Raw genomic sequence first — 26141 nt, 5'->3', positions numbered from 1 at the left:
ACACTCCTCCGCCACGGCCCGATCGGCGGGCCGCCCGGTCTGCCTCGGCCATGCGGCCCCCGCCCATGTGCCACCGCGCGATGCGCGGCGCGCCGCTTATGCCGCACGCCTGTCCTACGATGCAACAGAATCGACGGGTCACATCAACGGGATGCGGCGGAATGCCGATACGCCGCCGAATCGAAAAGGCCGCCCGGACGTCCGGACGGCCCCCCGTTCAAGCCGTGATGGTACGCCTTGCGGCGTCTTACATCGCGTTGCCCATGCTGTTCGACTCCATCATGTTGGAGTCCATGGAATTGCCCATGGAGTTGTCCATCATCATGTTCGAGTCCGCGCCCATCGTGGCGTCGACCGCGGTGACGTCGTTCATCGAACCTTCCATCGAAGGCTCCATGCTGTTCATCTCGGCGGTGGTGTTCGCAGTCGTGGTTTCGCTGCTGCCGCAGGCGGAGACGAGCAGTGCCGCACCCGCGACCATCGAAGCGGTCATCAGCTTGGAAAAGAGATCACGCATATCAGACTCCCTAGATAGTCGATCTGGTCCGGCTCTGAGGGCCATAATATCCAAACCGTGGTAGACATTAGCCACAAAGTGGCTGCGCCTCAAGACTTCTCGGTGCAGTGCGTCAAAGACGCGAGAAATGCCGGAAAGTGCCGCCGCAGTGCAAGATCGAGCCCGGCCATCGTGGCGTCCCGGCCCAGCGCCGCGAGGCTGGTGACGGCGAAGTCGGCGAGGCCGCACGGCACGATGCCGGCGAAATGCGACAGATCCGGCGCCACGTTGATCGCGAAGCCATGCAGCGTCACCCACCGGCGCACCCTGACGCCGATCGCGCCGATCTTCGCCTCGCCGGAGCCTTCGCCCACCCAGATGCCGACGCGGCCCTCCTCCTGCCGCGCGGCGACGCCGAGATCGGCGAGGGCGGCGATCAGCCAGCCTTCCAGCGCGTGGACGAAGCGGCGCACGTCGCGGCTGCGCGCATCGAGGTCCAGCATCAGATAGCCCACCCGCTGGCCGGGGCCGTGATAGGTGTAGCGCCCGCCACGCCCGGCCGGGTAGACCGGGAAGCGGCCGGGCGCGAGCAGTTCCGTCGCGGCGGCGCTGGTGCCGGCGGTATAGAGCGGCGGATGCTCGACCAGCCAGACGAGCTCGCCCGCCGTGCCGGCGCGGATCGCCGCCGCCCGCGCCTCCATCGCCGCCAGCGCCTCCGGATAGGGGGTCAGCCCCTCCGAGATCCGCCATTCGACCGCCGCTGGGGCGGCATCGCTCGCACCGTTCATCCGCGCCTTGTGCTGCGCGGGCGGTACGGGATCAAGCCTCCGGCGATTGCGCCCGCCGGCCGCCCGCGCCTACAAGCGGGCCGAACGGAGGATCGATGGCACCTGTTTCTTTCTCGACGGCCTGGGACGACACCAATGCGATCGTGCGCCGCGAGGCGGCGCTGCTGGTGCCGGTCGCGCTGGCGCTGATCGTGCTGCCGGGGGTGGTGCTGGATCGGGTGCGGCCGTCGGCGGCGGTGATGGCCAAGGGCGCTGCCGCCGGCGCGTTCGAGCCGGCGCTGCTGGCCAACCCGCTGAACCTGCTCGTCACCCTGTTCGCATCGCTGGTGCTGAGCCTGCTGGCGCTGCGCCCCGGCATCAGCGTGGCGGAGGCGATGCGCGAGGCGGGCGGGCGCTTTCCGGTGGCGGTCGGATCGTCGCTGCTGCTGGGAATCGGCTTCGCGCTGGTGGCCGCGCCGGCGCTGCCGATCGTGCTGGGCGGGGAGGGGGCGGTGCAGCGGCTGAACCCGGCCTTCGCGCTGCTGCTGCTGTTGTATCTGGTGGCGATCGCGCTCGGCCTCGTCTTTGCGATGGTGCGGCTGCTGCTGCTGAACACGGTGGCCGTGGGCGAGCGGCGCGGCGTGTTCGCCACCATCGCGCGATCGTGGGAGATGACGCGCGGGCTGTTCTGGCGGCTGCTCGGCTTCGTCCTGCTGTTCGTCGCGGCGAGCGTGATCGCCGCCGTGGCGGTGGTGACGGCGGGCGGCACCGTGCTGCTGGCGCTGGGCCGGCTGCTGGGCGACGAGGCGCTGGGGCGGCTGCTGCTGGATCTGCTGCGCGGGCTGGCCAACGCCGCCTTCCTCACGTGGTTCTACGTGATGCTGGCGAACCTCTACCGTCAGCTGGCGGGGCGATCGGCCGGGTCGAAGAGCGGGATCTGAGGCGCGGCGTCGCGCGGCAGCAGGCCGGCGAGGCGGGGATCGGCGAAGGTCTCGATCGCCTGCGCATAGGGGCGAAAGCCGCTGCGGCGGTAGAAGCCGAGCGCCGCCGGATGATCGAGCGTGCAGGTGTGCACCCACACCCGATCGATCCCGCGGCGCCAGGCGAGGCCCAGCGCGTGCGCCATCAGCCAGCGGCCGTGGCCCTTGCCGGCCAGTTCCGGCACGAAGCCGAGATAGCCGAGTTCGCAGGTGACGGGCAGGCGGAAGTCGAGTTCGAGGAAGCCGATCTCGATTCCCTGCCGATCGGTGACGGCGAACACCTCCACCGCCGGATCGGCGATCGTGGCGAGCAGGGTCGCGTCGTCCATCGCCAGCCGCGAGAACCAGAGCCACGGCTGGCCGATCCGGCGGAACAGCGCGCGGTAGCGATCCGGCGTCGGCGCCGGCCACCGCACCAGGCGGAACGGGGCGGGCGGGATCGGCGCCGGGCGCGGCCGCGCCGCCATGTCCAGCGAGGTGACGATCGTGGCGATGTGGCCGGGCGGCACGGGCGTGAGCGCCACGGCGATCAGGCCCAGGTGGCGACGGGCGGCAGGCTCATCAGGATGGCGTCGATATTGCCGCCGGTCCTGAGGCCGAACAGGGTGCCGCGATCGTAGACCAGGTTGAACTCGGCGTAGCGGCCGCGATAGGCGAGCATCGTCGCCCGCTCATCCTCGCTGGCCGGCAGCCCCATGCGGCGGCGGACGATCGGCGGAAACACGGCGAGGAATGCCTCGCCCACCGCGCGGGTGAAGGCGAGGTTCGCGCCGAAGGCGGCATCGTCGGCACAGTCGAGATGATCGTAGAAGATTCCGCCGACGCCGCGCGCCACGTTGCGGTGCGGGATCCAGAAATATTCCTCCGCCCACTTGCTATAGCGATCATAGTCGCCGGGCGGGTTGGCATCGCAGGCCTGTTTCAGCGCCGCGTGGAAGGCGGCGGTATCCTCCGCATAGGGGATTGGCGGGTTGAGATCGGCGCCGCCGCCGAACCAGCGCTTGGTGGTGACGAGGAAGCGCGTGTTCATGTGCACCGCCGGCACGTGCGGGTTGGCCATGTGGGCGACCAGGCTGATGCCGGTGGCGAAGAAGCGGGGATCCTCCGCCGCGCCGTGGATGGTGCCGGCGAAATCGGGGGCGAAGGCGCCGCCGACGGTGGAGACGTTGACGCCGACCTTCTCGAACACGCGGCCTTTCATCAGCCCGCGCACGCCGCCGCCCGTCTCGCCCGCGGTGCCGGCCTCGCCCTCCCGCGTCCACGGCAGATACTCGAACGCGGCGTCGCTGCCGGCCTCCCGCTCGATCGCCTCGAAGGCCGCGCAGATGCGGGTCCGCAGGCTCTCGAACCAGTCGCGCGCCGCCTGCTGCTGGCCGTCCAACTCGATCATTCCGGTCCGCATCCTGTCCGTCGCATCACCTGCCGGTGGCGATGCCAGCCGTCCGCAGAACATTCAAGCGACCGGGCGACCGGGCATCGTCACCGCCTCCAGCCCCAGCCAGTGCGCCATCGTGGCCAGTTCGTCGGCGAGGGCCGGCAGCGTCTCGTCGGGCGCATGGGGCTCGCGGTGCAGCGACTGGACGATCAGGCGCGAGGCGGCGCGATCGGCCTTCAGGTCGACGCGCGCGACCAGCCGGTCGCCGAGCAGGAAGGGCAGCACGTAATAGCCGTGCTGGCGCCTGGCCTGCGGCGTGTAGATCTCGATGCGATAGCGGAAGCCGAACAGCCGCTCGGCCCGCGCCCGCTCCCAGATCAGCGGATCGAATGGGGCGAGCAGGGCGGCGGCCGCGATCCGGCGCGGGCGGCGGGCATCGCGGTGCAGCCATGTGGCGGCCGGCCAGCCCGGCACCGCCGCCGGCAGCAGGACGCCTTCCTCCGCCAGCGTGGCGATGGCCGCGCGCGCATCCTCCGGCGACAGGCGGAAATAGTCGCGCAGCTCGATCGTGGTGGCGATCCCCAGCGCGCCGGCGGCGTGGGCGATCAGCGCCCGCTGCGCCCCGGCCGGCGGCGGCGTCGGCAGCGCCAGGACGGCCGGCGGGATGACGCGCTCGGGCACGTCGTAGACCCGCTCGAAGCTGCCGCGACGGGTGGCGGTGGTGACGTGCCCGGCCCAGAACAGCCATTCCAGCGCGCGCTTGCTCTCGCCCCACGCCCACCAGCCGGCGCGGCTGCGGCCCTCCTCTACATCCGAAGCGGCGAGCGGGCCTTCGCCACGGATGCGATCGAGCAGCGCCATCGCGTCGGCGCGCTGATCGACGGCGTAGCGGCGCAGCGATCCCCAGCCGATCGCCCCGCGATCGGCCAGCGCCATGCGCCAGCGCAGCAGCGGGTGCATCGCGAGCGGCAGCAGCGACGCCTCGTGTGCCCAATATTCGAACAGCCGGCGCGCGCGGCGCGGCCCCCACGCCGCCTCCTCGATCAGCGCGCGATCATAGGGGCCGAGGCGCGAGAAGGCGGGCAGATAATGGGCGCGGACGAGCACGTTGACGCTGTCTATCTGGTGCAGGCCCAGCCGCGCGATCGTGCGCAGCAGGTGGCGCCGCTGGCCGACGAGCGGGCGTGGATCGGCGAAGCCCTGCGCGGCCAGCGCGATGCGCCTGGCCAGCGCCGGCGAGATCTGCTCCGTCATCGTCGCGCCTCCTCGGCTCCGCCTATGAACGGCGGCGGATCGCTTCGCCAGAGCGGCGAGGCGCGGATCGCCGGGCGGGCCGACTCGTTGAACATGCGAGGAGACACATCATGGCCGATCAGCAGCCGAACAACGCCCCCGAGGAGATCGTCGACCGCACCGAGGTGGGCGAGCCGGCGGCGGCGCTCCAGGATCTTGCTGGCGAGGTGGCGGGCGGCGGTGGCCTCGGCGGCGCGAGCGCGGCCGCGGCGGCGCCGCACACCACCACCGGCACAACCCGCAACAGCCCGATCGACGTGCCGGTGCCGCACGAGGGCGCGGAGGCGCAGACCGAGGCGGTAGCGCGCGCGGCGGACGAGGCGGCCGTACCGGATCATCCCAGCTCCCTGTGACATGGGGGCGGTGCGCCGCTCCACCGTCGCCCAGTTTCGATTGCAGAATGTTATATTGTATCCCCGTCCCAGTCCCGCTAGCAGGGGCCAGGGCCGATCGTACTTGCGCCCCGGATGCAATGTTATATCATTATCGAACAGGTGGCGGCATGAGACGATCCCTTTTCCTCGGCGGCGTGGCGCTGGCGGCGCTTTCCGGACCGGCTCTGGCGGAGGAGGCGCCCGCCGGCTCCACCTACCACGCGGCGCCGCCGGCCGAGATCATCGTTACCGCGCCGTTCCAGCGCGATCGTGCGGACGTGCTCTCCGGCGTGGCGATCCTGCAGGGCGCCGATCTCACCCAGGCGCTGCGGCCGACGATCGGCGAGACGCTGGCGCGCACGCCCGGCGTCTCCGCCACCTCGTTCGGCCCCAACGCCTCGCGCCCGGTTCTACGCGGCCTTCAAGGCGAGCGGGTGCGCGTGCTGACCGACGGCATCGGATCGATCGACGTATCGAACACCAGCGTCGATCACGCGGTGGTGATCGATCCGCTGCTGGCGGACCGGGTGGAGGTGCTGCGCGGGCCGGCGGCCCTGCTCTACGGATCGGCGGCGATCGGCGGCGTCGTCAACGTCATCGACAAGCGCATCCCGCGCGCCGTGCCGGACGAGCCGATCCACATCGACGCGATCGCCAGCTACGGATCGGCAGCGGACGAACGATCGATCGCGGGCGCGGCCGACGTGCCGGTGGGCAAGATGATCGTGCTGCACGCGGACGGCAGCTACCTGAAGACGGACGACCTGCGCATCGGCGGCCACGTGCTCTCCCGCCAGGCGCGGGCCGAGGCGCTCGCCTCCGCCGCCGCAGCGCCGGACGACGAGATCGATTTCGCCGCCAGCGCCGCTTTGAAGAACCGCCTGCCCAACTCGGCCGGCGAGACGTGGACAGCCGGCGTCGGCGCCGCGATCATCACCGATACGGGCAATTTCGGCATCGCCTACAGCCATTATGACAGCCTCTACGGCGTGCCGATCCGCTACGCGACCGCGCCGGGGCAGGAGCAGGAGGCGCCGCGGCTGGACCTGAAGCAGAACCGCATCGACGCGCGCACCGAGGTGCAGACCGGCGGTGGCATATTGCAGACGATCCGCGGCCGCTTCGGCTATGCCAGCTACCGCCACTTCGAGCTGGAGGAGGACGGATCGATCGGCACCGCCTTCTACAACAAGGGCCTGGAAGGGCGGCTGGAACTGGTGCAGGCCGATCACGGCGCGTGGAAGGGCGCGAGCGGCGTCCAGTATTTCTCGCGCGACTTCAACGTGGTGGGGGAGGAGGCGTTCCTGCCGCGCAACGACACGCGGCAGATCGGCATCTTCACCTTGCAGCAGCTCGATTTCGGGCGGCTGAAGCTGGAGGCGGGCGGGCGCTACGAACATAGCAGCCTGCAGGGCAAGCCGACGGTGGACCAGCCGCAGTTCGCCGACACGCGGCGCAGCTTCGACGCCTTCTCCGCCTCCGCCGGCGCATCCTACGGCCTGGGCGGGCAGTGGCGGCTGGGCGTGAACCTCTCCCGCACCGAGCGGGCGCCATCGGCCGAGGAGCTGTTCGCCAACGGGCCGCACGCGGGCACCGAGGCCTTCGAGATCGGCGATCCCGATTTCCGCAAGGAACGCTCCTACGGGGTGGAGGCGGTGCTGCGTGGGCGCGGCGACGGCTACACGTTCGAGGCGTCGGCCTACCACAACTGGTTCTCGAACTTCATCTACGAGGACCGAACGGGCGCGATCGAGGACGGCCTGCCCGTCTATCAGGGGCGACAGGCCGACGCGCGCTACTACGGCTTCGAGGCGCAGGGCTCGCTCGATCTCGCGAAGGTCGGCGCGGTGACGCTGCGGGCGGACGGCCTGGCCGATTACGTCCACGCCCAGATCAAGAGCGTCGGTCCGGCGCCGCGCATCCCGCCGCTGCGGCTGCTCGGCGGCATCGGCGCGACCAGCCCGAAGATCGACGGGCGGGTGGAGGTGGAGTGGACCGACGACCAGAATCGCCTCTCCGCCCTGGAGACGGAGACGGACGGCTTCACCCTAGTCAACGCCACGATCGCGCTGCGGCCATGGGGCGCGGAGCGGCCGCTGAGCTTCGCCTTCTCGGCCAACAACATCTTCGACGTGAACGCCCGGCGCCACGCCTCCTTCCTCAAGGATTTCGCGCCGCTGGCGGGCCGCGACTTCCGCATCACCGCGCGGGCGAGCTTCTGAGCGCAATCGGTTGACCGCACCGGCGCCCGCCCATAGGGAGCGGACCCACGCTGGTGCGGGCTCGTAGCTCAGTCGGTAGAGCAACGGACTTTTAATCTGTAGGTCCCGGGTTCGAATCCCGGCGAGCCCACCACCCCCGGCGCGGCCGCCCCTCGCCCGCCGCCGGGGACTGGCATCGTTCTCCTGCCCGATCTAGGCTCGCCAGGATCGGAATACAAAAAGGGAAGATCGATCATGCGCCTGGCCCTTGCCGCCCTGCTTCTTGCCGTCGCGGCGCCCGCCGCCGCCACGCCCGCCGATGACCTGAACCGGCTGATCGAGCGGCACTGGGCCTGGTATCTAAAGAACAATCCGGTGATGGCGACGCGGCTGGGCGAGCGGCGCTACGACGACCAGCTCGACGACCTGTCGCTCGCGGGGATGGACCGGCGGGCGGCGGAGGCCAAGGGCTTCGTCGCGCGGCTGGATGCCATACCGGACGCCAGCCTCACCCCTGCCCAGCGCGGCAACAAGGCGATCCTGCGGCGTCTGCTGAGCGAGCAGGTGGAGGCGAACGGTTTCGGCCAGCGGATGATGCTGTTCACCAACCGCAACGGCCCGCACCAGGATGTCGCCAGCCTGGGCGATTACGTGCCGCTGCTCACCAAGGCCGATTATGTCAGCCTCGTCACCCGGTACGAGAAATATCCGGCGGTGAATGCGGAGATGATCGCCGTGACGAAGGCGGCGGTGGCGGGCGGCTACACCCTGCCGTGCGAGGCGATGGCCGGGTTCGAGAAGACGATATCGGGCCTGATCGTCACCGACCCGACGAAGGCCCGCGCCTATGAGCCGTTCACCCGCGCCCGGCCGGCGGATGCGACCGCGGCCGAGTGGAGCGCGCTGCAGGCGCGTGCGCGGGCGGCGATCACCGGATCGCTGAACCCCGCCAACACCGCCTTCCTGGCCTTCTACACGCGGGACTATGCGCCGAAATGCGCGAAATCGCCGGCGGCCTCGGCCGAGCCGGGCGGCGCCGCTTACTACGCCTTCCGCGTGCGGCAGCAGACCACGACGACGCTGACGCCCGACCAGATCCACGCGCTGGGGCTGAGCGAGGTGGCGCGCATCCGCGGCGAGATGGACGCGCTGGCGGCCAAGGCCGGCTATCCGAGCCGGGCGGCGTTCATCGCCAGGCTGCGCACCGATCCGGTCTATTACGCGAAGACCCCGGAGGAGCTGATGCGCGCCAACGCCCGCGTCGCCAAGATCATCGACGGCAAGATGCCGTCGCTGTTCGGCTATCTGCCGCGCCTGCCCTACACGCTGCGCGAGATCCCGGCCGAGACGGCGGAGGGCACGACCACCGCTTACTACACCGACGGCAATCTGGAGAGCGGCCTGCCCGGCACCTACTGGGTCAACACCTCGAAGCTGGATCAGCGGCCCTTCTTCGAGATCCCGGCGCTCACCGTGCACGAGGCGGTGCCCGGCCACCACCAGCAGATCAGCGTGCAGCAGGAGCTGGATCTGCCGCCGTTCCGCAAATATGCCGCCTTCTTCACCGCCTTCGTGGAAGGCTGGGGGCTCTATTCCGAGCGGCTGGGCATCGAGATGGGGCTGTACGACACGCCCGAGAAGGACATGGGCCGGCTGAGCTACGAGATGTGGCGCGCCTGCCGGCTGGTGGTGGATACCGGCATCCACGCCAAGGGCTGGACGAAGGCCCAGGCGATCGCCTTCATGACCGACAACAGCGCGCTGAGCGCCGCCAATATCGAGGCGGAGGTGAACCGCTACATCGCCAATCCGGGGCAGGCGCTGGCCTACAAGCTGGGCGAGCTGAAGATCCGCGAGCTGCGCGCGCGGGCCGAGAAGGCGCTCGGCCCGAAATTCGATCTCCGCCGCTTCCACGATGTCGTGCTGGGGCAGGGGGCCGTGCCGCTCGACGTGCTGGACGCGCAGGTGCAGGGCTGGATCGACGGGCAGGCCGGCGGGGCGGCCGCCTCGTGAGCGGCCTGTTGCGGCGCAAGCCGTTCGACGCGGGCGCGCGGGGCGAGGGGCGCGGGCTGGTGCCGACGCTCTCCTGGCCGCATCTGCTGGCGCTGGGCGTGGGCGCGATCGTCGGCACCGGCATACTCACCCTGATCGGGGTGGGGGCGGACCGGGCGGGGCCGGCGGTGCTCGTCTCCTTCGCGATCGCCGGGGCGATCTGCGCCTGCGCGGCACTCTGCTACGCGGAGCTCGCCACGATGATGCCGGCGGCGGGCAGCGCCTACAGCTACAGCTACGCCGTGCTGGGCGAGGTGTTCGCCTGGGTGGTCGGCTGGAGCCTGATGCTGGAATATTCGCTCGTCGTCTCCACGGTGGCGGTCGGCTGGTCGGGCTATGCGGCGCCGCTGCTCGCCACGGTCGGCATGCCGCAGGCGCTGATGCAAGGGCCGTCGCTGGGCGGCGTGGTGAACCTGCCGGCGATCTTCATCATCGCGGTGGTGGCCGGCGTGCTGACCCTGGGCACCAAGGAGAGCGCACGGCTAAACGCGGTGCTGGTGCTCATCAAGATCGCGACGCTCGCGCTATTTGTGGCGGTGACGCTGCCGGCGTTCGACGCCGCGAACCTGCACCCGTTCAGCCCCCACGGCTTCGCCAAGGCGATGGGGCCGGACGGGGTGGAGCGCGGCGTGATGGCGGCGGCGGCGATCATCTTCTTCGCCTTCTACGGCTTCGATGCGATCGCCACCGCCGCCGAGGAGACCAAGCGGCCGGAGCGCGACCTGGCGATCGGCATCGTCGGATCGATGCTGGTGTGCACCGCCGTGTACGTGCTGGTGGCCGCCGCCGCCGTGGGCGCGCTGCCCTATACCCGCTTCGCCGACAGCCCGGAGCCGCTGGCGCTGATCCTGCGCGAGATGGGGCAGGGCGGCGTCGCGCGGATCGTGGGCGTGGCGGCTGTGATCGCGCTGCCCACGGTGCTGCTGGGCTTCCTCTACGGGCAGAGCCGCATCTTCCTCGTGATGGCGCGGGACGGGTTCCTGCCGGCCGGCCTCGCCCGCCTCTCGCGCCGCGGCACGCCGGTGCGGATCACGATCGTGACGGCGGTGCTGGTGGCGATCCTCGCCGGCTTCCTGCCGATCGACCAGATCGCGGCGCTCGCCAATGCCGGCACGCTGATCGCCTTCACCTCGGTCGGCCTGTGCCTGCTGGTGCTGCGGCGGCGGGCGCCGGACGCGCCGCGCCCGTTCCGCGCTCCGCTGGGCACGCTCGTCGGGCTCGGCGCGATACTGGGCTGCCTGTACCTGTTCGCCAGCCTGCCGACGAAGACGCTGCTGTGGTGCCTGCTGTGGAACGCGGCGGGGCTGATCGTCTACCTGGCCTATGGGCGGCGGCACAGCCTGCTCGGCCGGTCGGCCGGTTGACCTGCCCGATCGGCGGCAGCAAGCTGGCGCCAATCGAGAAAAAGGAAGTCGCATGATGAAAAGGGGATTTGGCATCCTGCCCGTGGCCGCGATGGTCGCGCTGGCCGGCAGCAGCATCGGCGCCGGGGCGGCGGCACCGACCATGGCGAGCAAGGCGACCGCGGCGGCCGCCGCCGACGCGGGCTTCGCCGCCTTCGTCGACAGCTTCCTGACCGGCTATTTCGGGCATGATCCCTCGTTCGCCGTCTATCAGGGCCGCCACGACTTCGACGGGCGGCTGCCGGACTGGAGCGACGCCGGGCTGAAGGCGACCGGAGACTATCTGCGCGCCGCCATCGCGAAGGCGAAGACCTTTCCCGATGCCGCGCTGAACCCGGACCAGCGGCTGGAGCGCGACTATCTGGTGAAGGTGGCCGAGGGCCGGCTGTTCTGGCTGGAGGATGCCGATCAGCCGCACCGCAACCCGGCTTACTATATCGGCAACGGGCTCGACCCGAACGTCTACATCGCGCGACCCTATGCGGACAAGGCGACGCGGATGAAGGCCTTCATCGCTTATGCCAGACGCGTGCCGGCGGCCGCCGCGCAGATCCGCGCGAACCTGAAGACGCCGATGCCGCTGAGCTTCATCGACTATGGCAAGGCGGGCTTCCAGGGCTTCGCGGACTATTATGTCGGCGACGCGAAAGCCGCCTTCGCCGACGTGAAGGATGCCGCGCTGCAGGCAGACTTCACCGCCGCCACCGTTGCCGCGTCGCGGGCGATGAAGGGGCTGGCCGACTGGCTGGAGAGCAACCGCGCCACGGCGACGCAGGATTTCGCGCTGGGGCCGGAGAGATTCTCGCGCATGCTGCTGGCGACCGAGGCGGTGGACACGCCGCTCGACCGGCTGGAGGCGGTGGGCCGCGCCGATCTGAAGCGCAACCAGGATGCGCTGAAGGCGGCCTGCGCATCCTATGCGCCGGGCGCCACGATGCAGGCCTGCGTGGACAGGATGAACGCGGTGAAGGGCGCCGGCGGCCCGGTGGCCACCGCACGCCGACAGATACCGGAACTGCGCGCCTTCGTGCTGGCCAAGGATCTGGTGACGATCCCCGGCACCGAGCAGGCGCTGGTGGAGGAATCGCCACCCTACAATCGCCAGAACAGCGCCTATATCGATCCGGCCGGGCCGTATGAGAAGGGCATCCCGTCTGTCTACTACATCTCGCCGCCCGATCCGGCGTGGACCAAGGCGGTGCAGAACGCCTATATTCCGGGCGAGCCGGTGCTGCTGTTCACATCCCTGCATGAGGTGATGCCCGGTCACTTCCTCCAATTTCTTCACGCCAACCGGTCCAAGTCGATCTTCGGTCGCGTGTTCGTCGGCTATGCCTTTGCCGAGGGTTGGGCGCATTATAGCGAGCAGATGATGTGGGATGCCGGACTGCGTAACGGCGACCCTGCGACGCATGTCGGCCAGCTATCGGAGGCGCTGCTGCGCGACTGCCGCTTCCTCTCCGCGATCGGCCTGCATGCGCGGGGGATGACGCAGGCGCAGTCGAAAGCCATGTTCCTCGAACAATGCTATCAGGATGAGGGCAATGCGAACCAGCAGTCCGCGCGCGGCACCTACGATCCGGCCTATCTGAACTATACGCTGGGCAAGCTGATGATCCAGAAGCTGCGCGACGACTGGACCGCCAGCCGCGGCGGCCGCGCGGCGTGGAAGGCGTTCCACGATACGTTCCTGGGCTATGGCGGCCCGCCGATCCCGCTGCTGCGCCAGCGCATGATGGGCGGCGCGGCGACGGCGGCGTTCTGATCCCGCGCGGGCGGCGACTGCGGAGCGGGAGGCGAGCCAGAGTCTCACGATCGGGTTTGTCTGTCGCGGCTTCCGGGCCGGCAGGTGGCTCCACCTGCCGGCAGACCGCGCTAGCGGCAGCGCGCCGGTGCCGCCGCCCGCGCGCTCTCCGGCGGGATGCGGGCGGGCTCGTTCGCCGGCCACGCGCGGTGCTGCCCCCACCACGCGACAAAGGCGTTGAGCGTGGCGAGCGGGCGGAAGCCCAGAGCGGCACGCACGGCGGCGCGGTCGTCATAGCGGTCGATCGTTCCCATCGTTCGTCTCCTGCGGGTGGCGGTGGGGACGAGATGGGCCAAAGCGCGCGCCGCCGCCAACGAAAGGCTGGACCGACTTCACAAGCTGACCTTATCATCCCTCATGCGCCGCCTACCCCCTCTCGCCGCCGTCCGCGTGTTCGAGGCGGCGGCGCGGCACCTGAACTTCACCGCCGCCGCAGCCGAGCTCGGCATGACGCAGGCGGCGGTCAGCTATCAGATCCGCGTGCTGGAGGAGCGGCTGGGCCTAGCCCTGTTCCACCGCGAGAAGAAGCGCGTGACGCTCACCGAGGCCGGGCGGCTGGCCGGGCCGCTGGTGGCGCAGGCGTTCGACACCATCGACGACGCCTTCTCGATCGCGCGGCGGCAGAGCGAGGACGTGCTGACGATCAGCAGCGGCCAGACCTTCGCCTCCAACTGGCTGGCGCCGCGTCTGGGCGAGTTCCAGGTGGGCCATCCCGACATGGCGGTACGGGTGCAGAGCACGCACGCGCTCGTCGATTTCGCGCGGGAGGAAGTGGATGTCGCCATCCGCAGCGGCGCCGGCTGCTGGGCTGGCCTGCGCTGCCACTTCCTGTTTCGCCAGCATTTCCTGCCGATGTGCAGCCCGGCGTTTCGCGCCCGCCACGGCGCGCTCGGCTCGCCTGAGGCGCTGCTGCGCGTGCCGCTCATCAGCCCGGAACAGGCGTGGTGGCGGCACTGGTTCGCCCATGCCGTGCCGGATGTGCGGCACGTGCCCGGCCGCGCCGGGCTGGGGCTGGAGGTGCAGGCCGACGAGGGGAAGGCGGCGATGGCCGATCAGGGCGTGGCGCTGCTGACGCCCCTGTTCTGGCGGCGCGAGCTGCGCGAGGGCTGGCTGGTGCCGCTCGCCGAGACGCCGGCCTATGACGATACGAGCTACTATCTCGTCTATCCCGAACGCCACGCCGCCACGCCGAAGGTGCGCCGCCTGCGCGAGTGGCTGCTCGCGGCGATCGCGCACGAGGCGGCGGGCGCGCCGTTCGTCCCGCCGCCCGCCTGAGCTAAAGGCGGCGGAAGACGAGCGAGAGGTTGTTGGCCGGCATCGCGATCACCGCCTCGCGCGATAGGCCGTGTTCGGCGGCGCACGCGGTGACGGTGTCCAGATCGCGCAGCCCCCAGGCCGGGTCCGTGCGGCGCAGGCTCTCGTCGAACGCCTCGTTGCTCGGCGCGGTCGGCTGGCCGGCGACGCGATAGGGGCCGTAGAGCAGGAGCGGCGCGCCGGCGGCCAGCACCCGCGCCGCGCCGCGCATCAGCCCGACGGTGGCCGCCCACGGGCTGATATGGACCATGTTGATGCAGAGCACGGCATCCGCCCGGTCGATCGGCCAGTCCGCGCGGGCGGCGTCGAGCGCGAGCGGCGGGCGGATGTTGGCCGGCGCCGCCTCCGCCGTCCACGCCGCGATTGAGGCGCGGGCGTCGGCGGAGGAATCGCTCGGTTGCCAGTCCAGCGTCGGCAGCGCGGCGGCGAAGCGGATCACGTGCTCGCCGCTGCCGCTCGCCACCTCCAGCACGAGGCCGGCTGGCGGCAGGATGTCATGCAGCACCGCCAGGATCGGCGCGGCGTTGCGCGCGGTCGCCGGCGCGTGGCGACGCGGATCGGGCGTCGCCACCGGCGATCAGGCGTCGGTCGCCGCCTCTTCCGCCTTCGGCTTGCGCGCGCGTGGCTTGCGGGCGGGCTTGGCCGGCGCGGGCTCGGCGGCGGCTTCCGGCTCGGCAGCCGCCTCGACCGGAGCCGCTTCGACCGGAGCCTCTTCGGCGGGCGTCGTGTCGGCCGGCGTCTTCGGCGTGGCCGCCTTGCGCGGGCGCCCGCGCTTGGCCTTGGGCGACGGCGCCTCCTCCGCCTCGACGACGGGCTCCGCTTCCGGCTCGGCCTTCGTCTTGCGGCCGAGGCCGATCGCGTGGGCGAGGCCGCGGCGCTTCTCCGCATAATTGGGCGCGACCATCGGATAGTCGGACGGCAGGCCCCATTTCTTGCGATACTCGTCCGGGCTCATGTCGAAATTGGTGCGCAGATAGCGTTTCAGCATCTTCAGCTTGGCGCCGTCTTCCAGGCAGACGATGTAGTCGGGCCGGATCGAGGCACGCACCGACACGGCCGGCTCCTGCTTCGGCGGCTCCGCCTCGGCCGGCGCCTCACCCAGTCCGGCGAGTGCTGCGTGGACGGAGGCGATCAGGTCCGGCAGTTCGCCCACCGCGACACGGTTGTTGCTGACGTGGGCCGAGACGATATCGGCGGTGAGGGCGAGATAGTCTTCGGGGCTGCTGGCGGTTTCGTCGGACATGTTCGGCCTCATGATAGGCAACGCGGGCGAGAGGAGCGATGCGCTTCTTGCCGTCGATGTAACATCTTTAGAACAGTTGCGTATCAATGCAATCATCATTGCGCAAGCCGGCCCTATAGGTGACGACTAGGTCGCGGCGGTTGTGGGTAGGCTCGTCAAGTCCGGCGATCTGCGGGGCTGCCGCGCGTCAGGTCACGCGATCGCGGATGAAGAAGCGCGGGTCGCGCCAGTGTTCGCCCGTAATGATGTCCGACAGGATAGTAACGGCGTCGCGAATGTCGCGATGGCGCAAATAAAGCGGCGTCAGGCCGAAGCGGAGGACGTCGGGAGAACGGAAGTCGCCGATCACGCCGCGCGCGATCAGCGCCTGCATGATTGCAAACGCATCAGAATGGACGAAGGCGATATGGCTGCCGCGCCGCTCCGCTTCGTCGGGTGAGATGCGGGTGAGCGCCGGGCATTCGGCCGCCACGTCCGCCGCGAACAGATCGTGCAGGTCGCGCGCCTTGGCGTGCAGCGCCGCCTGGTCCGCCGCCAGCATCAGGTCGACGCCCGCTTCCAGCGCGAGCAGGCTCAGCATCGGCGGCGTGCCGGCGAGGAAACGGTCCACGCCCGGCGCGGGGCGGTAGGCGTCGGCGAAGTCGAACGGGGCGGCGTGGCCCAGCCAACCGGCGATCGGCGACTGCATCCTCTCGTGCAGATGCCCGGCGACGTGGAGAAAGGCCGGCGCGCCCGGCCCGCCGTTCAGATATTTGTAGCCGCAGCCCACCGCCAGCTCCACGCCGTCCGCCGCCAGCGCCAGCGGCACCGCGCCGACGCTGTGGCTGAGATCCCACAGCACCCGCGCGCCGTGCGCCGCCGCGTGCGCGGTGATCGCCGCCATGTCGTGGCGATGGCCGCTGCGATAATGGACGTGCGCCAGCACAATCAGCGCCGTATCGGCATCGATCGCGTTCTCCAGATCGGCCGTGTCGCACACGCGCAGGCGCTTGCCGAGCAGCGCCGCCGCCTGCCGCGCGACGTGCAGGTCGGTCGGGAAATTGCCCGCCTCCGTCAGGATCGTGCCGCGTTCCGGGCTCAGCGCGGTGGCGGCGACGATCAGCTTGAACAGGTTCACCGAGGTGGAATCGGTGGCGATCACCGTGCCCGGCGCCGCGCCGATCAGCCGGCCGATCTTGCCGCCGATGCGCTGCGGCGCGCCGATCCAGTCATGCTCGTTCCAGCTGCGGATCAGCCCCGTGCCCCACTCGCCCTCGATCACCCGCGCCATCCGCGCGGCGGTGGCGCGCGGCAGGGGGCCGAGCGAATTGCCGTCGAGGTAGATCACGCCGTCCGGCAGCGCGAAGCGATCGCGGAAGGCGGCGAGCGGATCGGCGGCGTCGCGGGCGATGATCTCGGCGGGCGTGGGTCGGGCCATTATGCGCTGTTGCGACGTGGGCGGCGGCGGGGCAAGCTCGTTCGATCGCCGCACCCCCCCGCGAGGAGGCCAGCCTGACCGATCACGCCCGCGCCACCCTGGCCACGCAGGAGAGCGCGCGCGATCGCGGCCTCGTCCGCTCGGTCGGCACCTGGGGGCTCGCCTTCGCCATCGTCAACGGCGTGGTCGGCGCCGGCATCTTCTCGCTGCCGTCGGCCATGGCGCGGGCGGCGGGCGCGCAGGCGCCGCTCGCTTATGTGGCGTGCGCGCTGGCGATGGCGGCCGTGGTCGTCTGCTTCGCCGAGGCGAGCAGCCGGGTGCCGACCAGCGGCGGCTCCTACGGCTATGTCGAGGCGGCGTTCGGGCCGCTGGCCGGCTTCGTCGCCGGCGTGCTGCTGTGGCTCTCCAGCGTGCTCGCGTGCGGCGGCATCGCGGCCGCCTTTGCCGACGGCGTGGCGGCGCTGGCGCCGGTGGCGCACGATCCGCCGGTGCGGGCGGGGCTGATCGCGGCGGTGATCGGCGGCCTCGCCTGGGTCAACGTGCGCGGCGCATCGCCGGCCGCGCGCTTCATCACCGTGGCGACGGTGGTGAAGCTGGTGCCGCTGCTGATCTTCGTGTGCGTCGGCCTGATCGCCATGCCGGGGCTGCCGGCGCAAGCGGGCACGCCGCCGCCGCCGGAGGGGTTCGGCCGCGCCGTGATCCTGGCGCTGTTCGCCTTCTGCGGCATGGAGACGCCGCTTGGCGCGAGCGGCGAGGTGGCGACGCCGCAGCGGACGATACCGCGCGCCTTGTTCGCCGCGATGGCCTTTGTCGCGATCCTCTACATCCTCGTGCAGCTGGTGGCGCAGGGGCTGCTCGGCCCGCGCCTCCCGGCCGCCGCGACGCCGCTGGCCGACGGCATCGCGCTGGTGAGCCCGACGGTCGGCATCGTCCTGCTGGTCGGCGCCACGCTCTCCCGCCTGGCGTGGATCGCCAGCGACCTGTTCGGCGCGCCGCGCGTGCTGTTCGCCTTCGCGCGGGATCGGCTGCTGCCGTCTCCGCTGGCGGCGCTGCATCCGGCCACGCACACGCCGCACGTGGCGATCATCGTCCACGCCGCGCTGGCGATCCTGCTGGCCGTCACCGGCACGTTCGAGGGGCTGGCGATCCTCTCCACCCTGGCGACGGCGGCGCTCTACGTCTTCTCCTGCGCGGCGGCGTGGCGGCTGGCGCGGCGCGGCGTCGCCCTGTTCGGCGCGCCGCTGGGCCTGCGCGCGCTGCCGGTGGCGGCGGTGGCCGGCATGGCGAGCATGGTCGCGCTTATCCTGTTCGCCCGCTGGGCCGAGATCGCCGGGCTGGCGATCGTCATCGCCGGCAGCGCCGCCTTCTTCCGTTTCTATACGGGCGTGCTGCGGCGGCGCGGCGGCTGAGGCGGACCGCGGCGCCGCCCTATCGGCCGAGCGCGCGCAGGATCGCGGCGCGCTCCGTCTCCCACGCCTTCGTGCCGGGGGCGATCAGTTCGACATGGCCCTCGTCCGGCACGGTCAGCAGCGTCACGGGCGATCCGGCGGCCCGCGCCCGCGCGGCGTAGGCGGCGGCGAAGGCGGGCGGCGCGATGCGATCGCGCGTGGCGTTGACCAGGATCTGGCGGGCCGGAAACGGCATCAGCTCGGCCGGCGAGGTATCGCGGTAGACGTTCGGGCGATCCGTTGTCGCGCGGCCGGCCAGCGTGCGCACGGCCTCCACCCCGCAGGTGTCGCCGGGCGGGATCTGCGCCGCCTGCAGATCCGGCAGGCCGCCGATGCTGATGGCGGTGGCGATCGGCAGCGGATCGGCGGTGCGCAGCGCGCTGCCGCGCGGCAGCCGCCCGCGCGCGGCGAGCCACAGGCCGAGATGCCCGCCCGCCGAGTGGCCGAGCACGACCACCCGATCCGCCCGCAGCCCGAAGCGGGCGGCGGCGGGCCGCAGCGCATCGGCGGCGGCGGCGACATCGCGGAAGGTGCCGGGATAGCCGCCGCCGGGCCGGTCGACGCCGCGATACTCGATGTTCCACACGGCGACGCCGTGGGCGCGGAGATCGTCGGCGATCCAGTTCATGATGCCGGCATCGGCGATGTCGGTCTGCCAGCAGCCGCCATGCACCATCAGCACCACCGGGAAGGGCGGCTTGCCCGCCGGCAGCCAGAGATCGGCATGTTGCAGCGGATCCTGGCCATAGGCGATGCGCCGGTCCGCCGCCGGCTTCGGCCGGTCCAGCAGGTCCGGCCACTGCATGATCGCGCCCGGCGCGGCGGCCAGCGCGGCCAGCCCCGCCAGCAGGGCGGCGCCGGCGGCGATCGCCAGGCGGGTGGCGCGGGACGGAAACAGGCTCGGCATCGGTCGCTCCCGCAATAGACCGTCAGGCTAGGCAATCGGCGTCCACCCCGCAATCGCCTGCGACTAAGGGCAGCTTCCGGCGGCGGGCGCGGCGGCGCAGGGTCGCGCCGCAACGATAGGAGGATGCATCTCATGCCGTTCAGCGGCCCGGCCGAGGATCGCCTCGCCATTCACGAACTCGTCGCGAGCTACGGCGACGCCGTCACCTGCCGTGACGGTGACGCCTGGATCGCCAACTGGGCGGAGGATGCGGTGTGGAAGCTGCCGGCCATCCCCGGCATGGAGCGGGTGGAGGGGCGCGACGCGATCCTGGCGGCGTGGGTGGCGGCGATGCCCGGCTGGCCGAAGCAGATCAACTTCCAGCGTTGTGGCGCGATCGCGGTGGATGGCGATCGCGCCAGCGGCCACACCTATACGGACGAGCTGAACACCGACACCGAGGGCAAGGTGGAACGCTGGCTGAACCGCTACGACGATGAGTGGGTGAAGCGCGACGGCCGCTGGATGTTCGCCAGCCGCAGCCTGACGGTGCTGCACATCGGGCCGGGCTGAGGGGCGCCGGGGCGACGAGGATGGTCGGCGGACGTCGCTCGACCGTCGACGTCTACCTCAGGCCATGGCCGCGACCGGCGCCGGATCGAACGCCACGTGCATCGCCTTCAGCGCGCGCAGCCAGAAGCCGGGCAGGTGGGTATAGTCGTTGCGGCCGGGCGCCGGCCGCATGTTCGGCACGCGATCGAGCAATATGTCCCACGCCACCACCTGTTCCAGCCGGCTGAGCGCGCCGCCCGGGCACACATGCTCGCCGGCGCCGAAGGCGATGTGGCTGGCGGCGTTGCGGCGCGCGAGGTCCGGACGTTCGGGCTGGGGGAAGCGCGCCGCGTCGCGGTTGCCGGCGCCGTAGCGCACGTGCACGGCCGATCCCTTGGGGATCGTCACGCCGCGCAGCGTCACCTCGCGCGCGGTGAAGCGGTAGAGCCCCTGCGTCGGGGATTCGATGCGCAGCGTTTCCTCCACGAAGATGCGGATCTTGCGGCGATCGGCGAGCAGCTCGGCATGCACGTCGGGATATTGGAACAGCAGCCACATGCCGCTGGCGAGCGCGAAGGTGGTCGTCTCGTTGCCGCCGGTCAGCAGATGGTCGCTGATGCCGATGATCTCCGCGTCCGTCAGCTTGCGGGCGGCGCCGCTCACCGGATCGACATAGTCGCCCTGCACCAGGTGGCTGATGACGTCGTCGGTCGGGTTCGCCCGCTTCGCCTGCGCCGTCTGGTGGATGTAATGCTGGAACTCGATGTGGGTGCGGACGGCCTCTATCTCCTCCTCGGCCGTCAGCCCGCGCGCGAACGGCTTCACCCACGCGGCGGACCAGCGCTTGAGGCGCGGCAGATCGACGGCGGGGAAGCCCAGCGCCTCGGCGATGATCGCCATCGGCAGCGGCTCGCAGAAATCGCGGATGAACTCCACCTCGCCGTCGCCGATCCACGCGTCGATCAGGCGGTTGGCGACGGCGCGGATCAGCGGCTCCCGCTTCTTCACGGCGGAGGCGGTGAGGAACGGGTCGACCATCCGGCGGAAGGCCTTGTGCTCGGGCACGTTGCACGACAGCGGCATGATGCGCGGCCAGCCCTCCGCCTCGTACAGCGCCTGCGCCTCGGGATTGGCGATCAGCGGATGCTTGGATCCGTCGGAATAGTCGTTGAGGTAGAGTTCGGGATCGTGGAGGATCGCGTCGAGATCGTCGTAGCGGGTGACGACGTACATGCCGATCTCCGGCATGTAGTAGACCGGCGCGTCGCGGTGCAGCACCGCATAGGCGTCGTACCAATTCTCCTGGACCGCCGGGTCCATGAAGTCGATGTCCTGTGGGCTGGCAAAGGGGCAGCGCGCGGTCATGCGCCTGCGCCTTCGCTCGTCCCGGCGATGCCGCCCCACCAGGCGGGGCGGGCCGGTGGCATCATCTCGGCATAGATGCGCTTTTTGGGATCGAGATCGTCGGGCAGTGGCGGAATCTCGCTCTGCGCCAGATCGTTCGCGCCGGGCAGCGGATCCAGCCACTGCATCTCATGCTCGATGAACAGCCCCTCCCAGTTCACGTCGTCATGATAGTCGGCGATCTGGTGGGCGAGGAAAGCGTCGAGATCCGGAAAGGTGAGGAAGGAGACGAACTGGCCGGGCTTCGTGCCGCGATAATGTTCATAGCGGATCACGTGCGGCTCATGCTCGCGGGTAAGGGCCGCCAGCCGCTGCTGGATGGCGACATATTCCTCCTCGCGTCCGGGCGCGACCGTGTGGATCGATAGCAAGGTGATCATCAGCCCTCTCCGCCGGCCATGTGCGGGCGAGTGTCGGACGGCACGGCGCGACAGGGTAGCGCGCCTTTTTGTCAGGTTCCGAAAAGTCTCAGCGATCGGGATCGGCGGATTGGCCGACGATCGCGGCGATGCCCGGCGCATCGTTGCGATCGATCAGCGCGAGCAGGGTCGCGGCCGGGCTGTCGGCGGGCGCGTGCGGATCGAAGGCCAGCGGCGCCAGCGTCTCGCGCGCATCCTTGTAGCGTTTGTCGATCAGATATTGCCGGGCGAGCATGAAGCGCAGGCCGCCATCCTGCGGCGCAAGCTCGAACGCGCGGACCAGGCCCAGCACGGCATTGGCCGGGGGCGTCACGCCTTCGCTGAGGAAGCTGCGGTAGAACAGGTAGAGCGGGGCGGCATCGTCCGGCTCGGCACGGTTCGCCCGGACGAACCAGCCGCGCGCCGTGCGCCACGCCGCCGCGTCGGCATCGGCCTGCCGCGCGCGGCGCACCAGCACGCGGCCCTTGTACATCATCGCCGCGCGGTTCTTCGGATCGGCGGCCAGCGCGCGATCGGCCGCCGCCTCCGCCTCGGCATCGTGGCCGGCGTCATATTCGGCCTCGGCCAGCATCGCCTGCGCGCCGGCGTCGTTGGGGAAAGGTGCCGCCAGCCGCCGCGCATCCGCCACCACCGCCGCCGCGGCAGCCTCGTCCACCCCGCGATCGGAGCGCAGCCGCACCGGCATCATCGCCGCCTCGCCGGGCGTCAGCATGCGCACGCCGACGGCCGAATCGGGCAGCGCGTCCGGCTTGACGACGAAGTAGGTGAACGCCCTGCGCCGAATATAGGCGTCCAGCTCCCGATCGAGCGCGGCCAGATCGCCGAACGCCGCCTTCGCCGCCTCCAGACTGCCCTTGCCCTCGTTGACCGCCTTCAGATACGTGCCGAGCTGGCCTTTGCGGGTCGGCTCGAACGTCAGATAATGGGTCAGCAGCCAGCCGCGCCCGTAGAGCGACTCCCGCTTCTCGGGCGGGAGCCGCACGGGATCGGCGGTGAGCAGTTCGGGCAGCTTCAGCTGCTGGGTGAGGATCAGGCCGTAGGCGCGATGCAGCGCCGGCCTGCCGAAGCCGATGCTGCCATCGGCATCCAGGCTGGCGGTGGAGTTGAACTCGGCATAGCCCTCCACGAACCAGGCCGGGTAGGCGGCGCTGTAGTTCGCCAGCATGATGTGGTGGCTATATTCGTGGAACAGCACGATCTGGGCGTTGAGATCCAGCTTGCCGCCGGTGCCGGCGTGGCGCGGCATGAACGCCACCGATCCCTCGGCCCGGCCCTCGTAGAAGCCGGCGGTGTTGCTGCACGCCCTGCGACTGCCCTCCAGGATGCCGCACAGCTTCTGCACGGCGCCCACGTTGGGCACGACGTAGACGGTCAGCGGATTGGCCTTGTCGCTGGCAAATTCGCGCAGGCCGCGCAGCTTGCGGAGCGCGCGATCGAACCGTTCCAGCCCCACCGCCTGCGCCTTCACCTTGTCCGGCGCATCGTCGGAATAGACCAGGAAGTGATCGGTTCGCGCCTCCACCCAGGCGGCGTGCGCCGGCATGGCGGCGGCGATGGCGAGCGCGGCCGCCACGCCGCGCACCAATGCGCCTGTGCCCGCCACCGGCCCGGCCGCCCGCCTTGCTCCCCGCGTCATGCCGGGCAGAATGGTGGGGCGGGGCGGCCTTGGCAATCCAGTTTGCGTTTGGCGCAAGCGCGGTGCTGGGCCATGAAGGCGCGCAGGCGAGGCAGCGGGAAGGGCGGGCATGCGGCTCTGGATCATGGCGGCCTTGTGGCCGGCGGCGGCGGTGGTGGCGCAGCCGGCGAACCTGCCCGATCCCGCGCGCACGGCGCAGGGCGACCTCTCCGTCACGATCTACAATAACGATGTCGCGCTGGTGCAGGATACCCGCACGCTCTCTTTGCCCGGCGGGCGCAGCCAGCAGGGTTTTCCGGACGTCAGCGCCCGCATCCGCCCGGAGACGGTGGGGATCGCCGCCGCCGGCGTGGCGGTGGTGGAGCAGAATTTCGACTATGACCTGCTCAGCCCCTCCAGCCTGATGGAGAAGGCGGTGGGCGAGACGATCACGCTGGTGCGGACGAACCCCGGCACCGGCGCCGAAACGCGCGAGCGGGCGAAGGTGCTGGCGGTGAACGGCGGCGTCGTCCTCCAGATCGGCGAGCGGATCGAGGTGCTGCGCGATGACGGCCTGCCGGTGCGCGCGATCTTCGACAGGGTGCCGGAAAGCCTGCGCGCCCGCCCCACGCTCTCCGTCACGCTCGATGCGCAGCGCGGCGGGGCGCGGCCGGTGACGCTCTCCTACCTCACCGCCGGGCTGGGCTGGAGCGCCGATTACGTCGCCCTGTTCGACGAGAAGGCCGGCACCATCGACGTGCAGGGCTGGGTCACGCTGCGCAACGCGACCGGCACCAGCTTCGCCAACGCCCGCACCCTGCTGGTGGCGGGCGAGGTGGGCGACGGCGGCAACGGCACCGATTATGGCCGCCCGCGCGCCGCGCCCATGCGCCGCGCCGGCACGGAGACGGCGGCGCGCGAGCAATTGGGCGACTTCTACCTCTATCCGCTGGCCGAGCGCACGATGATCGCCGACAAGCAGACCAAGCAGGTGAGCTTCCTGGACGTGAAGGGGGCGCCCGCCAGCAGCGGCTACGAATATCGCAACGAGTGGAACGGCAGCAGCGAGCAGGCGAACAGCGCGGCCAGCGTGCTGCGCTTCAGCAGCGCGGCCAAGGGGGGTCTCGGCGATGCGCTGCCCGCCGGCACCGTGCGCGTCTATGTGCGGGACAGCCGCGGCCAGGCGCAGTTCACCGGCGAGAACCGCATTGATCACACACCGCAGGGCTCCACTCTGTCGATCCGCACCGGCGACGCCTTCGACGTGAAGGTGCAGCCCACCGTGCAGGCGCGCGAGCGGATCGGCCCCGCCCGCTGGCGCACGACGATGCGCTACGTGCTGACCAACGCGAAGGCCAGGCCGGTGACGGTCGATCTGGTGCAGGCCGGCGTGCCATGGTGGTGGACCGACACGAAGCTGACGGCCGAGAGCCTGAACAGCGTGCCGCACGACGCGGACACCGTGCGCTGGCAGGTGCCGGTGCCGGCCAATGGCGAGGCGATCGTCACCGCCACGTTCGAGACGCGCTACTGATGATCGCGCTGGCGCTGCTCGGCGCCGCGACGATCGTGTCGTCCGCGCCGGAGGCGCTGGCGGTGACGGTCTATCGCGATCCCGGCCGCGGCCGCGACCGGCCGATGGACCTGCGCTTCCTGGGCGGCTTCGCGCTGGTGACGGAGACGCGGACCGTGATGCTGCCGGCCGGCGACAGCGAGATCCGGTTCGAGGGCGTGGCCGGCGGCATCGTGCCGGCCAGCGCGATCGTGGAGGGGCTGCCCGGCGGCGTGATCGAGAAGAATCGCGACGCCCGCCTGCTGTCGCCGGCCGCCCTGGTGGACGGCACGCTGGGCCGCCGCGTCACGCTCCGCCGCACGGACCGGACGAGCGGTGCCGTGCGCGAGGAGGAGGCGGAGATCGTCGCCGGCCCGGAAGGCGGCGTGGTGCTGCGGATGGCGACGGGCATCGTCACGCTCGGCTGCTCCGGCCTCGCCGAGAAGCCGGCCTATGGCGGCGTGCCGGCCGACCTCTCCGCCACACCAACGCTGAGCGTGCGGGTGCGCAGCCCACGCGCCGGCGCCGCGCGCGTGACGCTCTCCTATCTGAGCGGGGCGTTCGACTGGAGCGCCAGCTACGTCGCGACGATCGCGCCGGACGGCCGCACGCTGGACCTGTTCGCCTGGCTGACGCTCGCCAACGCCAATGCCGAGCGTTTCCCCGACGCGGCGACCCAGGCCGTGGCCGGGCGGCTGAACCGCGAGCGGGTGGAGCCGCTGCGCGCGGCGGCGGCGCGACTGTCTCTCACCTGCTATCCGCTCGGCACGACCACGTCGGACCTTCGATCGCCGGAGCCGCCGCCCGAGATGCGGGACCAGATCGTCCTCACCGCCAGGCGCGCCTTCGCCGCGCCGCCGGCGATTGTGCCCGCGGCGCCGCCGCCGCCACCGCCGCCGCCCCCTGAGGATCTCGGCGACCTGAAGCTCTATCGCGTGCCGCAGCGGGTGACGATCGCGTCGAACGGCCAGAAACAGGTGGCCCTGCTGGAGAAGAGCGGCATCCCGTTCGAGCGGGTCTATCGCATCCCCGCCTCGCCGGGGCAGAGCGTCGCCGGCCGGCCCGCGCGCATCCTGCTGCGCATGCGGAACGACGAGGCGAGCGGGCTGGGCTATCCGCTCCCCGCCGGCTCCACCTCGCTCTACGGGCGGCGCGGGGAGGAGCGGCTGCTCGCCGGCATCGGCACGATCGGCGACACCGCCAAGGGCGAGCGTTTCGCCATCGCCGCCGGCACCAGCCGCCAGGTGACGCTGGACCAGACGACAGGCGCGAACAGGCGCATGACCCTGACGGTGGCGAACGCCAACCCGTTTCCGGCGAACGTGGAGGTGCCGATCGGCTGGCCCGGCCAGCCGGACGCGACGCGGGCAAGCGCGCCGTTGCCGCGCATCGACGGCATCCAGACGTGGAAGGTGGCGCTGCCGGCGAACGGCACCGCCACCCTGAGCTTCACCTATCGCTGAACGGTCGCGGGCCGCTGTTTAAGGCAATGCCAAGAGCTTGCCTCGCGACTTTCGCCGTCATTCCAGCGAAGGCTGGAACCCAT

The 26141-nt window shown here is 71.1% G+C and carries 24 protein-coding genes and 1 tRNA gene; 12 read left to right on the top strand and 13 right to left on the bottom strand.

Annotation, left to right across the window (positions count from 1 at the left end; translation table 11 throughout):
- Positions 1-247: 247 nt before the first annotated feature.
- Positions 248-517 carry a hypothetical protein gene (locus GNT64_RS10875; RefSeq protein WP_156679548.1) on the bottom strand — a complete coding sequence of 90 codons (270 nt, stop codon included), beginning with the start codon at positions 515-517 and terminating at the stop codon, positions 248-250.
- Between the two features lie 89 nt (positions 518-606).
- Positions 607-1284 carry a lipoyl(octanoyl) transferase LipB gene (gene lipB, locus GNT64_RS10870; RefSeq protein ID WP_156679547.1) on the bottom strand — a complete coding sequence of 226 codons (678 nt, stop codon included), beginning with the start codon at positions 1282-1284 and terminating at the stop codon, positions 607-609.
- Between the two features lie 95 nt (positions 1285-1379).
- On the opposite strand from lipB, the gene GNT64_RS10865 reads away from it, so the two are divergent.
- Positions 1380-2204 (top strand): hypothetical protein, encoded by an 825-nt coding sequence (locus GNT64_RS10865; protein WP_156679546.1) that lies wholly within the window; start codon positions 1380-1382, stop codon positions 2202-2204.
- On the opposite strand, the gene GNT64_RS10860 is transcribed toward GNT64_RS10865, so the two are convergent.
- From GNT64_RS10860 to GNT64_RS10850, 3 genes are all read right to left on the bottom strand, one after another.
- A complete protein-coding gene (locus GNT64_RS10860) occupies positions 2162-2767 on the bottom strand; it encodes a GNAT family N-acetyltransferase (protein ID WP_156679545.1) in 606 nt (201 codons plus the stop codon). The two genes, GNT64_RS10865 and GNT64_RS10860, sit on opposite strands and share 43 nt — an antisense overlap.
- Before the next feature lie 5 nt (positions 2768-2772).
- The gene (hemF, locus tag GNT64_RS10855) at positions 2773-3633 is read right to left on the bottom strand and encodes an oxygen-dependent coproporphyrinogen oxidase (RefSeq protein WP_156679544.1); all 861 of its coding nucleotides are present in this window, start codon (positions 3631-3633) and stop codon (positions 2773-2775) included.
- A 63-nt stretch (positions 3634-3696) separates the two neighbouring features.
- The gene (locus GNT64_RS10850) at positions 3697-4872 is read right to left on the bottom strand and encodes a winged helix-turn-helix domain-containing protein (RefSeq protein ID WP_156679543.1); all 1176 of its coding nucleotides are present in this window, start codon (positions 4870-4872) and stop codon (positions 3697-3699) included.
- Between the two features lie 110 nt (positions 4873-4982).
- On the opposite strand from GNT64_RS10850, the gene GNT64_RS10845 reads away from it, so the two are divergent.
- The 6 genes from GNT64_RS10845 (at position 4983) to GNT64_RS10820 (ending at position 12706) form a co-directional block, all read left to right on the top strand.
- Entirely contained in the window at positions 4983-5264 is a 282-nt protein-coding gene (locus tag GNT64_RS10845; RefSeq protein ID WP_156679542.1) for a hypothetical protein, read from the top strand.
- A 149-nt stretch (positions 5265-5413) separates the two neighbouring features.
- Positions 5414-7507, top strand: a complete 2094-nt coding sequence (locus GNT64_RS10840) for a TonB-dependent receptor (protein ID WP_156679541.1) — start codon at positions 5414-5416, stop codon at positions 7505-7507.
- A gap of 57 nt (positions 7508-7564) precedes the next feature.
- Positions 7565-7640, top strand: a tRNA-Lys gene (locus GNT64_RS10835).
- A 101-nt stretch (positions 7641-7741) separates the two neighbouring features.
- Positions 7742-9499, top strand: a complete 1758-nt coding sequence (locus tag GNT64_RS10830) for a DUF885 domain-containing protein (RefSeq protein WP_156679540.1) — start codon at positions 7742-7744, stop codon at positions 9497-9499.
- On the top strand, positions 9496-10902 hold the full coding sequence (locus GNT64_RS10825) for an amino acid permease (protein ID WP_156679539.1): 1407 nt from the start codon (positions 9496-9498) through the stop codon (positions 10900-10902). The genes GNT64_RS10830 and GNT64_RS10825 overlap by 4 nt, the downstream gene beginning before the upstream one ends.
- A 55-nt stretch (positions 10903-10957) precedes the next feature.
- The gene (locus GNT64_RS10820) at positions 10958-12706 is read left to right on the top strand and encodes a DUF885 domain-containing protein (protein WP_422396585.1); all 1749 of its coding nucleotides are present in this window, start codon (positions 10958-10960) and stop codon (positions 12704-12706) included.
- Positions 12707-12816: 110 nt separating this feature from the next.
- Here the strand turns inward: GNT64_RS10820 and GNT64_RS10815 are convergent, their stop codons facing one another.
- Positions 12817-12999 carry a hypothetical protein gene (locus GNT64_RS10815; protein ID WP_156679538.1) on the bottom strand — a complete coding sequence of 61 codons (183 nt, stop codon included), beginning with the start codon at positions 12997-12999 and terminating at the stop codon, positions 12817-12819.
- A gap of 103 nt (positions 13000-13102) precedes the next feature.
- Between GNT64_RS10815 and GNT64_RS10810 the strand changes: the two genes are divergently transcribed.
- Positions 13103-14020 (top strand): LysR substrate-binding domain-containing protein, encoded by a 918-nt coding sequence (locus tag GNT64_RS10810; protein WP_156679537.1) that lies wholly within the window; start codon positions 13103-13105, stop codon positions 14018-14020.
- A 1-nt stretch (position 14021) separates the two neighbouring features.
- On the opposite strand, the gene GNT64_RS10805 is transcribed toward GNT64_RS10810, so the two are convergent.
- The 3 genes from GNT64_RS10805 to kynU all read right to left on the bottom strand — a co-directional run bounded on the left by GNT64_RS10805 (position 14022) and on the right by kynU (position 16719).
- Positions 14022-14630: a DUF938 domain-containing protein gene (locus GNT64_RS10805; protein WP_156679536.1), complete on the bottom strand. Its 609-nt coding sequence runs from the start codon at positions 14628-14630 to the stop codon at positions 14022-14024.
- Positions 14631-14636: 6 nt separating this feature from the next.
- Positions 14637-15302, bottom strand: coding sequence for a Ros/MucR family transcriptional regulator (locus tag GNT64_RS22280; protein ID WP_156679535.1), 666 nt, complete (start codon positions 15300-15302; stop codon positions 14637-14639).
- 187 nt (positions 15303-15489) lie between these two features.
- Positions 15490-16719, bottom strand: a complete 1230-nt coding sequence (gene kynU, locus GNT64_RS10795; RefSeq protein ID WP_156679534.1) for a kynureninase — start codon at positions 16717-16719, stop codon at positions 15490-15492.
- A 44-nt stretch (positions 16720-16763) separates the two neighbouring features.
- On the opposite strand from kynU, the gene GNT64_RS10790 reads away from it, so the two are divergent.
- Complete coding sequence (locus tag GNT64_RS10790) at positions 16764-18128, top strand: amino acid permease (RefSeq protein ID WP_156679533.1); 1365 nt, start codon at positions 16764-16766, stop codon at positions 18126-18128.
- A gap of 19 nt (positions 18129-18147) precedes the next feature.
- On the opposite strand, the gene GNT64_RS10785 is transcribed toward GNT64_RS10790, so the two are convergent.
- Positions 18148-19074, bottom strand: coding sequence for an alpha/beta hydrolase (locus GNT64_RS10785; RefSeq protein WP_197276948.1), 927 nt, complete (start codon positions 19072-19074; stop codon positions 18148-18150).
- 132 nt (positions 19075-19206) lie between these two features.
- Between GNT64_RS10785 and GNT64_RS10780 the strand changes: the two genes are divergently transcribed.
- Complete coding sequence (locus tag GNT64_RS10780) at positions 19207-19626, top strand: nuclear transport factor 2 family protein (RefSeq protein WP_156679532.1); 420 nt, start codon at positions 19207-19209, stop codon at positions 19624-19626.
- 57 nt (positions 19627-19683) lie between these two features.
- On the opposite strand, the gene GNT64_RS10775 is transcribed toward GNT64_RS10780, so the two are convergent.
- From GNT64_RS10775 to GNT64_RS10765, 3 genes are all read right to left on the bottom strand, one after another.
- Positions 19684-20970, bottom strand: coding sequence for a cytochrome P450 (locus GNT64_RS10775; protein ID WP_156679531.1), 1287 nt, complete (start codon positions 20968-20970; stop codon positions 19684-19686).
- Positions 20967-21389, bottom strand: coding sequence for a putative quinol monooxygenase (locus GNT64_RS10770; protein ID WP_197276947.1), 423 nt, complete (start codon positions 21387-21389; stop codon positions 20967-20969). Before GNT64_RS10770 ends, GNT64_RS10775 begins: the two co-directional genes overlap by 4 nt.
- Positions 21390-21477: 88 nt before the next feature.
- Positions 21478-23064, bottom strand: a complete 1587-nt coding sequence (locus tag GNT64_RS10765) for a tetratricopeptide repeat protein (RefSeq protein ID WP_156679529.1) — start codon at positions 23062-23064, stop codon at positions 21478-21480.
- A 109-nt stretch (positions 23065-23173) separates the two neighbouring features.
- On the opposite strand from GNT64_RS10765, the gene GNT64_RS10760 reads away from it, so the two are divergent.
- Together GNT64_RS10760 and GNT64_RS10755 are read left to right on the top strand one after the other, a co-directional pair.
- A complete protein-coding gene (locus GNT64_RS10760; protein WP_231638955.1) occupies positions 23174-24577 on the top strand; it encodes a DUF4139 domain-containing protein in 1404 nt (467 codons plus the stop codon).
- Positions 24577-26058: a DUF4139 domain-containing protein gene (locus tag GNT64_RS10755; protein WP_156679528.1), complete on the top strand. Its 1482-nt coding sequence runs from the start codon at positions 24577-24579 to the stop codon at positions 26056-26058. Before GNT64_RS10760 ends, GNT64_RS10755 begins: the two co-directional genes overlap by 1 nt.
- Positions 26059-26141: the final 83 nt, after the last annotated feature.

Source organism: Sphingomonas profundi (assembly GCF_009739515.1).
Lineage (GTDB): Bacteria > Pseudomonadota > Alphaproteobacteria > Sphingomonadales > Sphingomonadaceae > Alterirhizorhabdus > Alterirhizorhabdus profundi.
Note: the sequence above shows the minus strand (reverse complement) of the source record. Positions and strands in the feature narration are given on the sequence as shown.